Here is a 12,914-nt window from a genome sequence, read left to right on the forward strand (position 1 = left end):
ATCAAAAATGTGGCAAATAAAATAGCAAAATGCCCCATACCAATGTCCAGTTCTCCGTAGCCGCGCACATTCTTGCCGTCATGGCGTACAACGTCGGCGAGGAACTGACGTCCGGTTTTCTCGCGCAGAGCGTGAACGCGGATCCAACATTCGTCCGTCGGACGCTGGCTAAATTGTCGAAAGCGGGGTTGGTGACATCGACTCGCGGTCGCAACGGATCCTGTAGTTTGGCCCGTTCTGCGGACAGGATTTCCCTTTTGGACATATATCGGGCAAGCGAAGCACCGCCAGCGTTTACGGTCCATAAGTATCCGATTGCATTAAGTTGCCCCGTTAGCTGCAACATCAAGGGTTCGATGGCCGACGTGCTGGAGAGCGCGCAGGCAGGCCTCGAAAAAAGCCTCTCCCAGCAAACACTTGCTGATCTCACGCACAACATCAAGGCGGCGGAGTCCTCGCCTCGTGCCGACAGGAAAACACGACTGCCGCACTGAGAAGGTTTGCGGCATTAACCGTTGAGTCCGCACAAACCTGTTCGTGACGTTTAAAAGCCGTCGCTACATGGGATAGAAAGGGAAATAGCTCATGCGACTGTTATCGATTGGCGAGACTGCGGCTGAACTAGGGTAGCGGTAGGTACACTGCGACGCTGTCATCGGCAGGCCAGGCTGAACAGCTCAAGACGCAGGGTTCACGACTTGAGAAGCATTTCGTCGAGAGCGGTTTTTGATGAAATCGAAATCATTTCGGACCTTGGCAGCGGACTGAACTACCGTAAGAAAGGACTTCAGCGACTACTGCAGGAAATCCTTCGGGGACGCGTCGCCCGTCTCATGTTGGTCACGAAGGACCGGCTGCTGCGCTTCGGTAGTGACTTGCTGTTCCGCATTTGCGAACTCTTTCGCGTCGAGGTCGTGGTTTTGGACGCCATGCCAGATGCCAGCCACGAGCAGCAACTCAAGGAAGACCTTGTCGAAATTCTGACGGTCTTTTCGTCGCGCTTGTACGGTTCGCGTAGCCGCAAGAACCTCCGGACGTTGGCGGTCTGATGCAGTCCACGACGCAAACACGTCTCTACCTGCCAGCGCGCGATGCCCAGACGCTCGACGCGATGGCCGCACTCTACGGCACAATGAAGCGCAAGCTGTACGCGCGCGTCGCGGCCCAAGACGTCAATGCGGAGTCGCACAAGACGGCGTTCTGTCGCGAGCACGGTATCTCTACCCGGATGTTTAATGCGATAGCGATCGACTTGCAGGGGTTGCTCGATGGCACGCGCGAGTTGCTGGTTTCGGAACGCAAGGATCTGCTCAAGACGATACGTAACCAGCAGCGCCAGCTCGCTACCCGACGGGCGCATCTTGACGAGATTGAGACTGACTGGCTGTGCATGCACCCGCAACGCGAGGCAAAGCTTCGTCACACCACACATCGCAATGGGCTGGCGTTGACGCGTCTGCGGGCGAAGCTGACCAGGGTCGAGCGTCGGCTTGCTGCCAATGTGTCAGGCATCTGCTTTGGCACGCGCAAGCTGTTTGCCCAGCAGCTGATGCTTTGATTCATGCCTGTGCTGAGAGGGCGCTCTCGAGACCTATCAGATTTTGAAACTACATGCCACCGCAGCAGCGCCGGACGGCGCCGCGACGGACCCAGCGTGCGGACCGTGACAGCCAGTACACAAGTGACACGCCGCCATCGGAAATAGTAGCCGCAAATCCATACCTCCGCCGTTTCCCCTTGCTCGTGGCTGTTAGGCCGCAGTCAGTCTGAACACGCTAAAATGCGTGTCGCTGGCGCGCGTCGGCCACCACGATATGGAAAATTGGATTAGAGCTAGGGGTACGGATGGAAATGCAACTCGGGGCGCTCGCGGCACCTTTGTGGGCTGGTTCCGCTGAAAAGCGTGGGCTCGACCCGCTCGGGATGCAAGGCGAAAGCATTGGTCTTTACCAGTCGCTCCTGCCAGGACTTGGAAACGTGACCCTGCGCATGCGTTACTACGGGCTGTATGCGTGGCTTGCACAGAAGTATGCGCAGAATGTCGGCAACGAGAATCCCGAAGAGTGGCGTCATTTTTTGCGACGAGGGGAAGCGCTTTATGCCTTGATTGCTGTTGCGGTGGACGACGCCGCAGGCATTGCCGGATCCGAGTGGGCCAGGCGGGTGCTTGATGCCGCTAACGGAGGTGATATCTCACTTAAAACGGAATCCCGCGCGTCTCCTCAGCATCTTCAGCAATCATTCGGTGCGTTCGGTGCCGCGTATGGATCACCGCTTTACGATCTCGACGTTCTCCGCCTGCAAAAAAAGAGCCGCATCCCAGTCCCCAGCCCAGGGCTTGGAGTGCGTCTCGCCGATTCGTTCGAGCGTGCAGCAGGCTCCTCGGCGAGCACTTTTTCCAAGGCGATTCAGAGTCGCCACGTGTCCACCGCGACACTGACCTCGATGGCATCCCTTTCGCCTTCACGCATTGAACATGATAGTGCAGAACGCCAGTGTTATGAGGACATCCTCTTCAAAACAGGGCAGTCTGAGCGACATGCTGCCCGAAGAGACACGCTCCTTCTACTTCTCGAGGTGGCAAACCAAGTTGCTGCGCTCCCGGATGTCCTCACCTTTCGCTGGGCGATGTATGGCGGACGCCTTCCAGATGGAACGCAGTTATCTACAAAGAATCCCGGACTACAAAAGCGCCAGGAAGATTGGTGGCTTTATCACGCGAATGATCTGACGCATGTCGTACTTGAGGCGTTGCTCGCCTATCTGCTGGAACTGATCGAGACTCGGTTTACTGATGGCGTCACGATAGAAACCCTCATGCGACTTGCTATCGACAACATCGTGCCGACACTGCCCGACGCCGTACAGACATGGAAGGATTTTGCGGCGCATGTCGTCACGGGCGAGATCGTATCCCATGTTGACCCAAAACGGGAGCGGAGCCTCACCGAGTCGCTTTTGCAGGGACGACGAAGTTCAAAAGGCGATTCGATCGTGACGTACGCGCGCGATGCACTGCGGCTTTTGGCGCTTCTAGAGCATCAAAGTACGTCCCGCAAAGAGGTTATCGCGCGCCGGTTTGGAAAGTTGAACGTAGCTGTATCACGATCCCTCTGTTCAGAATTGGAGTTCCTCGCGAAGCATGCAGAGCACCCGATTACCGAGATGCTGTCTACATTGCTTACCGAGCGTGTGCTGCGGCGCCACTTGTGGGTAGCGGTGCAAAAATTACGATATCAAAACGCTTACACCTTTCTGGTCGACCTTGACAACGGACGCCTCAGGCTGCGCAAGAAAGACGGTCCCGTGTTCACTAACCCGCGATTGTCGCCGGCCATCACATTCCTGCGAGACATTCACCTGCTCTCAGACAAGGGGATTACACCGCGTGGTCACGCGGTGTTGGACACAACCACATGAAACAGCGAACCCCGCTCTATCAACATGTAAAAGGCAAAGACTTCCACACCGCTCTTGCCTCGACATACGGCATCGATTTCGAAGCTTGGGAAAACGTTGCCTTGCCTCGACTGCAATCGACCGGCTGCCGCAATGTGCTGCTGCTGACGGACGCCGGAATGATGACGCACGCGATGAACGGTGCGTCAACGCTTCCGCGCAAGGGCGGGCGCAGCTATACCGTAAATGCCATCTCTGCACCGCGCGTTTTTCACCCCAAACTTACCTTGCTGGTTGGACGTGCTTCAGCCCGCCTGATTGTCGCTTCTGCAAACATCACCGCACCGGGGCTTGCCGGCAATCTGGAGATAGCCGGAATAATCGACGCGACACCAGACTTGCCTAGCGAAACGAGTTTGGTGGCAAGCGCGCTACGGTTTCTTCGCTCCCGGCTTGAAGGGCAGGGAAGTGTGGTGGAGCATCAACTGGGGCGCATGGACAGGCAGGCGGGCTGGCTCGCCGATGCCGATCCGGCGGACGATCTCGTGCTTATGCAAGATGGAAGCGCAGCCCAGTTTCTTGGCAGTGACAGAGAGCGAGGCATCGGCGCGCGCTTCGTGCAGAACGTCGGTCCGGAGCGCGTCAAGAGACTCATTGTGCTCAGCCCATACTGGGATTCGGACCTCTCGGCGTTGCAGTCGCTTATAGATGCCCTTAATCCGCAGCAGACTGTTCTTCTCGTTGATGTGCGACGCAAGTTGTTTCCCACCCACGGTCTGACTCATCGTTCCGGGATTGGCGTCGTTGATATCGGGACGGCGGCGCGTTCCAGCTTTGTACACGCAAAGCTGATCATCGCAGAAACGGATGACGCAGATCATGTTCTTTACGGAAGCACAAACTGTACAACGGCAGCGCTTGGAACAGGCACGTTTCGAGGACTCAACGACGAAGCCAGTCTCTACCGACGCCTGAGTCCCGCGACCATTGCCGAGCAACTCGAAATTGGCGCACTCGTGGACAGTAGGCCAGTGCCGTTCGACGAACTGCCGCCCCAATTGCTGACCGAAAATCTAAAGTTCGATTCGCTCAGGGCGGGCCAGCCCGGCGCTTTCGAAGTCCGAGATGAGATCCTGTATTGGCACACTGGTAACAGAGTAATCGCAGAGCGGGTAAACGTTGAACTGTTTCAACTGGACAATGCACCTTTGTCCACGACCCTTGTTCCACTTCCTTCGCCGGCCTCGGATGTGCGGCGGTTCCGAATTGAGGGAGACGCGCCGGCATTCGCGCGCCTGCTTTTTCCGGACGGCACACGCTCCGCCCTCGCATGCGTAACAATCGCCAACGACATCTACGCATTGGCGCGTGAAAGTAAAGGAACCTCCGCCGAGAAGGCGATAGAACGTCTGACCGGCAGCAGTCGAGTCGATGTCTACCTACTGGAGGCAATTCAGGCGCTTGCCCTGGCGGAGAGTGACGCCGCAGTGGAGCATGCCGATTCTGTCGCCGATGGAAAACGGACGCAGGATGAGAGCGAACCCGATGTAGCACCAGAAACCTATCAAATCCTCTCATATCAGGATTTCGTGCGCGACGCTAGGGCACACCGGGTGAGAGGTGGCGAAGCACCTAGTCAGTTCGCTGACAGCGGGCTGTGGCATGTTGAACAGCTTTTGAATCGCTCAATCGGGATGGCTTCGCATCGCACAGTGAAAATTGAAGCCGAACCAGACGCGGCAGAGCTCCAGCGGCTCTTCAGGCGGGGCGACGAAACCGCTGACCCAGAGCGCAAACTCAACGCTAATGGAAAGTCAAGAACGGCGGTAGAGACCGGCGTTGCCGACGATGTCGATGACCCTATGAAGGAAGCGGAACTTCGACAGCGATTTACGTCCGATCGGTTGTCAGCGATCGAGGCGCATCACAAATACCTCTGGGATCTCAGAAAGCGAAAGCAAGTGTCCGCAACTGACGTGCTTCGGCTGCGCGCCATCCTGATGCTCATTGCGACTGCGGCATCCGGCAAAACACCCACGGACATGCTGTCAGAACATGATCTGAATCCAAGGTCGCGGCTCATACTGCCGGTCGCGGGCGAACAGGGCTGGCCACGGCTGATGCTTAATCAGTTGGGCGCGTTCTTCGGAACCAAGAACGCGCCTATCGAGTTTCTGGAAATCAAAACCCAAGAAAGTAGCCTCCCGTCAGATATCCTCGAATGCTGGGCCACGTGTGTGTGGGCGCTACATGCCAGTCATTCAGCGGTTGACCGCTACGAGGAAAGAGACGACATGCGAAAGCTTGGTAGCCGATTTCGCATCTTACCTCAGCAGGTCTACCATATGCTTGGCATGAGCATCGAACAGTTCGCAGCCGAGGCATTCACAAGAACGTATGACTGCCTCGTCAGACACTTCGCGCTTCCGATGGACATCGATCCCGCAGAAATGCAATCTCGCCATGAGCGATTCCTTGCTGGGGCTTCTCATGCTCAAAATCAGACGTCAATAACGTAGCCAAGACGGGTTCAATCCTGCCTTACCCAGACGGGATCGCTTTGCGACACGATTGATAGTCAGTTCACGGGGTGCCATCTTGTTCCTGACTTCCTCCGAATATCTCGGAAAGGTTTCTCAGCCGCCCCCTGCACAGTCTCGAAGGGAAGAATAACAAGGGCATGCTGCGCTGGGATGCAGGGAACTGCTCACGGACAACAATGGGATATCCAGATGGTTGCGCCAAAAGCGACAGCGAATAGATGGCGTTATGACGGGACAGATGCGCGTGCCCTCGCTCGAAGATTACAGCCGGTCATAAAAGACTGCTGAAGAGCAGAGACGGGCACGGCGGCATATTTACAACGTTGCATAGCGCGCTGACCCTCGTATCGAACAAGGCGTCTTCGTAGTCAGACCGGCACGGGAAGGAAGCCGGTGAGTTTCCTTTCATAAACCGGTTCAGACGCTCCGATCGGGGGGGGCACTACGCATTGGGCTGACCGCTCACGTCAACTACGGCAATCGCAGTCTGTGACCGACGCTCGGACGGTAGCAGGTCAACCAGCATTACAGCCATTTCTGCGGCCGAAGCGGGCAGGGCGATAGCATCTGGATGCCGGGGCATTGACTTCCCCACAACGTGGCCAAACCAGAAGACGACGTACACTCCGTAGGCTGGTTCCAACTCAGTTGCGGCTGACGCAATGCGTGGCGCTATCTCTTCCTCTGGAGTGACATCATAGAAAACTTGGTCGACAGGATGAACGGGCGGGCGGCCCTGTTACGCCGCCGTGGAGCCTTCGTCGTAGGATGAGTCGGGGCGCGGCCGGTATCGAGTTTTACCGAAAGGAACTCGAGCCGTCGACGAAGATCTACGGCCGTCGCCAATGCCCGGTCGAGCTCTTCGTCTCGCAATCGCAAGCCCTCTTCAAGCTCGCTGCATCGGGTAGACGACGCTGCGAGGCGCGTTTTCGTGCCCGCAAGATCATCCCTGAGTGTGTCGCGTTCCTTCTGATGCGCTGTTTCGAGTCCCCTAATGTGGTCATTTGCCCGCTGCAGTTCCGCTCGGGCGCGCGACGCGGAGCTTCGCTCGGTTTCGATTTCGAGTAGGGCGCGACGCTCAGCAGCGACGAGGCGCTGTTCATTCTGCGCAAGCGACTCGCGCAACTTCTCGAGTTCGAGCGAAAAATCCCGGCGCGTATCACACAGTGCGGTAGCAGCGGTGCTTGCCTCACTGCGGGCGGCTGCAAGCTGCTCACGCAACTCGGCGTTGGTGGCCCGCTGCTCGGCCAGTTGCGACTCGAGCGCGCCTAGCTGTAGACGCAATTCATCTGATCTCACGTTAGCTTCGCGTTGGGCGGCCTCGGCGGATTCCACCCGAACTCCTGCTTCACGCACCTGCAACTGCGCGGCGTCCACGGCCGCTTGGGCATCAACCCGTAACTCCGCTAGTGAATCGTCGGCTGCACGGAGTGAAAGCCGCCAAAGCTGGGCAGCCAGGGCACCAGCCGCTGCGGCGACTTCAGCCGGCAGGTCCGGCTGCCCGACATCGACGCGGCTTTTTTCGCGCATCTCGTCCCAGAAATCGCGCAATGCCTTGGCAGGCGCGCTCATGCTGCCTTTGCGAACGAGCTGGTAGAGCTTGTTGGCAGTCGGCGTTTCTCCGTAACGGAAGAACATCAGGCCGCAGACTTCGCGGTAAAGCGTCTGGGTGTCGGAAATGCGTTCGCGCAGGGCTTCAATGTCGTTTTCAAGGCTCATGTGGTCGATCCATCGTGTTGATAATACAACGTAATACATTAAATTTACAACGCCACGCACTTCATACACGACATTAGTACTATAATGTCGTGTATATTATGATTGGCATTTCGCCAGAAAAATCCCGCTTTTCCGGAGTCTCCGACCGTGCCTGATACGCAGATCGCCACCATCCAGCCTGTGGAATCGCTCGTCGTTCCAGAAATGCTCGACGGCCGCGATGGAACAAACCGTGGCTCTGTCGAGCACTCGCAGCTGTCCGCGCGTAACGATCTGGACGCCATTCGTGCGTGGCTCTCAAACTTCGCCGACACGAAGACGACCTTCGATAACTACCGCAAGGAAGCTGAGCGACTCTTGCTGTGGGCCGTCGTCCAGCTCGGCAAGCCGTTGTCGTCGCTGACGCACGAAGACCTGCTGCTGTTCAAGACGTTTCTAGTCGATCCGCAGCCTGCCAGCCGTTGGGTCTCTGCCAACGGCGGCAAGTATCCGCGCAGCGACGAACGCTGGCGGCCGTTCAACGGACCGCTGTCGCCGGCCAGTCAACGGCAGGCGCTGATCATCCTGAACGCAATGTTCACGTGGCTGGTGAACGCTGGCTACCTGCGCGGCAACCCGATGGCGCTTCTTCGGCAGCGCGCGAAGCGTTCGGCGCCGCGCGTCACGCGTTATCTGTCCGTGTCGCTGTGGGATGAGGTCAAGGAATTCGTCCAGCAGCTGCCACAGGAAACGGAGGCGCAACGCGCGTACTACGCCCGCTGCCGGTGGCTAACTACGCTGTTCTATCTACAGGGCATGCGGATTTCCGAAGTTGCAGGCGGCCAGATGGGCAGCTTTTTCCGTCGGCTCGGTCCAGACGGGCAAGATCAGTGGTGGCTGGAAACACTGGGCAAGGGCGACAAGGAGCGCATCGTGCCCGTGTCAATCGAACTCGTTCATGAGTTGCGCACCTATCGTACGTCTCACGGCCTCACCGCCCTGCCCGTTCGGTCTGAAGACACGCCGCTCATCATTCCCTTCAAAGGCAAGAAGCGTTGTCTGTCACGATCGGCGGTCCACGACGCGATCAAGAATGTTTTCAGCGGTGCCGCGATCTGGCTACGATCGAAAGGCCCGGAGTTCGCAGACCGCGCGGACGAATTGGAGCGTGCCTCGGCTCACTGGCTACGCCACACGGCCGGTTCTCATCAGGCTGACGGCGGCGTCGATTTGCGGACGATCCGCGATAACCTGGGCCACGTCTCGCTGAACACGACGAGCCTCTACCTACATACCGAAGACGATGAACGGCATCGTGAGACGGTTGATCGCCATCGCATGAACTGGAGCGAGACGGCTGAAAAGCGAGAGCCGTAGGCATCGCATCAGCCGGTTCGCGGCAGCGTAATGTGGTTGCCGCGAGGGGTGGAGTCCGTCCGTCGAGAATAATGCCTGGGCATCCGGAGGGCTTGGCGTATCTGGCGCAGGACGATCAGACGCTACCCGCTCCCAGGAGCAACTTGGTTATTTCGGTACTACCACAGCGTCAGCTTGTCGAGTGCGCCGGCCCGTGTCAATTCATCGCTCAGCCGCAGTTTGTTCGCCTTCGCGTAGTCCAGCGCATTTTGGTACAGGCACGTTTTCTCCTGCTCCGTTACCGATGTATCCGGTTTGCTGTCGTAGCTTAGACGATCGATGAAGCTCGTCTTACCTGCCTACTCGAGCAGGAGATTTTCTTTCGCGCCATTATAATAAAAAGGCGCCTGGCTTGGGTGCGTATTGGCCGAGCCATTCTCAGTCAGTGTCTACAGACTGAGATCACGCGTCGTTGACTCGTTGGTGTACGACGCCTACCCCGTGACCTACTTCTGAATCGTGCCGCCCAACAAGTGAGGCAGATTGATCGTGCCGCTAGCGCGCTCGCTGCCACACAACTCCGCGCTTTCTTCAACTATGTCACATGTCTCTTGCATGTGGTGCATGCGTCGATCCGCATCAACCAGTTACTTAGCACTGTCCATGTAGTCGATGCTCATGCACTGGTGACGCATAAGGATCATGGAAATTACCTTCTGATCAAGACTTACAAAATTTCACGTGGGATATTGCAACGGCCGATCGAGCTATCGAACCGTCGTCGCTCTTTTTCAACTCTGCGACTCCAACGTGACACTCCCTACCAGTTTGCGAAAACCTTGCCTCATAGTCCACGCCGACACGCGGAACAAATGACAGGTCAACGGTGCAAAAGTAGTTGTATCCCGCCCTGCTGAAAACCATTGGAAAAGGTTTGCCTGCAGGAATCGTAGTTTCCGCGATAGATATCGGTTTGAGGGCCTCGCCTCCGGGCATCCCGATTGTGACACCTTGCAGTCCCTTGTGCGGAAGATGCTGGCCAAGAATTGCGAGCCATTGCCATTGCTTCGATTGTGCTGTCGTACAACCGTTCTCGGCATTAGGCAAAACGAAAACTTCAGTATGCACAGCTTCGGGCGTGACAACTCGTATGCGAGCCACATCGCCCGTTGATGCGGGTTGGTACGCAAGGACAGTGCATGCAGCAGAGGAGAAGACTAATATCACCGAACAAATGTTCTGGTAGCTTCTTTTGAAAATCTGGTTCATTGTATTTTTCCATTAACGCCATGTGTTAATCCAGTATTCATCGGCAAATTCGCCTAAAACTGTAGCCTGAAGAAGAATTCGGAAGAAAGGGAGCACATCCCATCGCCTAGCTGATCGCCACGGCGAGTTCACTCCGACAAGACAGATATACCAAATAGAAACCACTGTTGCTGGCCCTCCGCCGCTGTTTACAATCCGCGTGGAGATAGGCGCAAACTTTCAGGCTGTAGAAATTAGTTACAAACCGTTTGAAATCGGGATTACTCGCCAGCTGATCGGCCAATTGTTCGCGCATCTGGTCCTAGGTCACGCCGTCCGAACGCTGTCGCGCCAGACTCTACTCAATTGTTGACCTCATGAGACACGGAGTCATGTGCACCCAGAGCGGATCGACGCCCGTCATTCGGCTCAATTCTTCTTCCGTCATGTCTGCGCCCTGCGTAAATGCCGGAAGAGTTATCAGGCATTAAGACAGGTCAGCGGAATGAGCAGCAAAAGAAGGCGACGCATGCTTTGTGTCACGAATAACGAGATTTGGCCGTGGCAAGTGCGCGTTTCGCAACAGCCCGAAAATCGCGATCTGAGCGCGGCGCATTGGCTTTCGCCGCTCTGTCTAACGACCGTTGCAACGGAAACTTGAACCAAGGGGAACCGCGCGGCACAGGCGGAAGGCGCCGCAACTTGTTCCTGACTGCGCCATGAGGACGGACCACCCACGGAGATTGTCGACAATAATACCAGGTGGGCAGAACGGGCCAAAATTCGACGAGGGTGGTGGCCGTCATACACGAGGCCGACTCAACGTATATTCTCCACAGTGGCGCTAGAATTGGCGCTGATGCGCCAACTATTGTTCGTCAGAGGTGCCACAACTGGCGATATCTTTTCAGAATTGAACTGTCATCTGAAATCCTACTGTTACGCGAGCCGTTGGAAACCCGTCCGGCTTGTAAATGGGCGTGCCTGCAAACAGATCGTACGCAAACCCGGCGATACGCGTTGGCAAGCTGCCGCGAATGCCGATGACTGCGCCCGCCAGTTGGGTCCCGGCGAGAAATGCCGTGTTCTGACCGTAGACGTGTCCATAGTCGATTCCGGCATACAATGCTTGCCCCGTTTTTCCAATCGCCCATTGCAGTTCATTGCGCCAGTAAAACCCCTTTTCCGCCGCGAGCATCGTCTCGCCATCGAAACCGCGAACCGTATAGCGGCTGCCGATAGTCAGGTCGTCGATATAGAACAAGGTGTCGTTCGTGAACTGGCCGTGCACTGTGCTCAGGTAGCGGAAGTTCTGCTTTGCAACGGCGATAGGTACGGAAAGATTCGCGTCGACCACGGCCATATGGAAGCGATACGTCGGACCATCAGGATACGGATCCGACGTCGCGCCCAGACCGCCGACGCCCTGACGATAGGCAAGCGTGCCGTCGAATTGCGCAGCACCAAAGTAATGACGATCTGTCAGGCCCGCTTCGATGAAGGTGTTGTCGCGCTTCTGTGTCGGGATGCTTGTGTCGTCGATGAAGCTCTCGCCGAAGCGCTTCGATAACTGAAGCTGCATGCCGAACACATCGTTCTGGCTGCGAGACAGAACTCGCGCCAGCCTGAACGCTGCAGTCTGCGAATTGCCGCTCGATACGAACGTCTGGTTCACGCCGGCGATCTGCTCGTAGTAGGTATTGGTGTTACCCGAGAGCGTCGCTGTCCAGTAACCCCATGGCACAGAGTAAGAGCCATTGAATCCATGCGAGCCCAAACGCTTGTCGCCCAACTCGAGATCCTGATTGGCACTCAACGCGAGCACGTCGTTAAGACCCAGCGGATTGTCGAGGCCCAGGCTCAGATTGCCCTGCAGTTTGCCCGTCGCGCGCGTGCCCGAGTTGTCGACGGATGCGACGACACTCCATGGCTTGGTGCGCTTCACGTCGATCACCACATCGCTTTCTCCGGGCGATGAAGTTGGCTCGATCTTCATGTTCACGTCCTGACTCGCGACGCGCTTCATCTGTTCGAGGCCCTGTTCGAGATCGCGCAGATTCAGCGTATCGCCATCGCGAGCGGGGAATGCAGATTTCCATGTCCCGCGCGTGTCCGGGCTGGCGAAACGTAGATGACGGACGACTCCGGGTACGAGTGCGACCGTTAGCGTGCCTCTCGATACGTCCTGCTCGGGCAGCAACACGCGGGTCGTGATGTACCCGCGACTCAGAATGAGTTGCTGCACGCCCTTGGTGAGAATGTCGAAACCCTGCTTTCCAACGCATTGACCCTCGTAGTGATTGAGCCATTCCCGCGCGAATGCAAAGCGGTCGAGTGGCAATGCTGATGCGCCGTGCTTGCGGATCGCGTCGGGTAATGTGTCGGGCACGTCGAGCGCGAATGTATCGATGCGAAAGCATGGTGATTCGGTTGGAAGCACGGGAAAGCCGTCGGCTTTCGGTGCCGTCGAGCGTACCGCTGGTGCGTTGACCGTCTGTGCGCGCTGCTGTGCTTCACGTTGCTGCTGGACCTGCTGATTCTGTTCAGCGTTCGCTCGTGCGGCAGCTGCGGCGTCTGCAGGAGTTGGCACCTGCTGCGCCTGGCCCGTTAGTGATATCAGGGCTGTGAGCGGGAGTACCGCCAGCCTCTTTCTGGTTTTCATTGCTTGTG

8 protein-coding genes and 1 pseudogene are annotated in these 12,914 nt (G+C 57.1%); 6 read left to right on the forward strand and 3 right to left on the reverse strand.

Translation table 11 applies throughout. The features are described from left to right. Positions 1–29 precede the first annotated feature (29 nt). The 5 genes and pseudogenes from C2L65_RS35730 (at position 30) to C2L65_RS35750 (ending at position 5,918) form a co-directional block, all read left to right on the forward strand. Complete coding sequence (locus C2L65_RS35730) at positions 30–494, forward strand: Rrf2 family transcriptional regulator (protein WP_052427032.1); 465 nt, start codon at positions 30–32, stop codon at positions 492–494. Positions 495–643: 149 nt separating this feature from the next. Next, positions 644–1,049: pseudogene (locus C2L65_RS35735) on the forward strand (IS607 family transposase); the annotation flags it as partial. After that, on the forward strand, positions 1,049–1,558 hold the full coding sequence (locus C2L65_RS35740; protein WP_042315633.1) for a hypothetical protein: 510 nt from the start codon (positions 1,049–1,051) through the stop codon (positions 1,556–1,558). The pseudogene C2L65_RS35735 and the gene C2L65_RS35740, both read left to right, overlap by 1 nt. A gap of 287 nt (positions 1,559–1,845) precedes the next feature. Next, a complete protein-coding gene (locus C2L65_RS35745; protein WP_042315635.1) occupies positions 1,846–3,420 on the forward strand; it encodes a hypothetical protein in 1,575 nt (524 codons plus the stop codon). Beyond that, positions 3,417–5,918, forward strand: coding sequence for a phospholipase D-like domain-containing protein (locus C2L65_RS35750; RefSeq protein WP_042315637.1), 2,502 nt, complete (start codon positions 3,417–3,419; stop codon positions 5,916–5,918). The genes C2L65_RS35745 and C2L65_RS35750 overlap by 4 nt, the downstream gene beginning before the upstream one ends. Positions 5,919–6,614: 696 nt before the next feature. On the opposite strand, the gene C2L65_RS35755 is transcribed toward C2L65_RS35750, so the two are convergent. Beyond that, positions 6,615–7,661 carry a DNA-binding protein gene (locus C2L65_RS35755; protein WP_042315638.1) on the reverse strand — a complete coding sequence of 349 codons (1,047 nt, stop codon included), beginning with the start codon at positions 7,659–7,661 and terminating at the stop codon, positions 6,615–6,617. Positions 7,662–7,865: 204 nt separating this feature from the next. On the opposite strand from C2L65_RS35755, the gene C2L65_RS35760 reads away from it, so the two are divergent. Next, complete coding sequence (locus C2L65_RS35760) at positions 7,866–9,017, forward strand: tyrosine-type recombinase/integrase (protein ID WP_103254667.1); 1,152 nt, start codon at positions 7,866–7,868, stop codon at positions 9,015–9,017. Positions 9,018–9,716: 699 nt separating this feature from the next. Here C2L65_RS35760 and C2L65_RS45815 read toward each other — a convergent pair. Both C2L65_RS45815 and C2L65_RS35765 read right to left on the reverse strand, forming a co-directional pair. Next, positions 9,717–10,265 (reverse strand): hypothetical protein, encoded by a 549-nt coding sequence (locus C2L65_RS45815; RefSeq protein WP_156132414.1) that lies wholly within the window; start codon positions 10,263–10,265, stop codon positions 9,717–9,719. Between the two features lie 886 nt (positions 10,266–11,151). Beyond that, positions 11,152–12,906 (reverse strand): ShlB/FhaC/HecB family hemolysin secretion/activation protein, encoded by a 1,755-nt coding sequence (locus tag C2L65_RS35765; protein ID WP_042315642.1) that lies wholly within the window; start codon positions 12,904–12,906, stop codon positions 11,152–11,154. Between the last annotated feature and the right edge of the window lie 8 nt (positions 12,907–12,914).

This window comes from Paraburkholderia terrae (genome assembly GCF_002902925.1).
GTDB classification, from domain to species: Bacteria; Pseudomonadota; Gammaproteobacteria; order Burkholderiales; family Burkholderiaceae; genus Paraburkholderia; species Paraburkholderia terrae.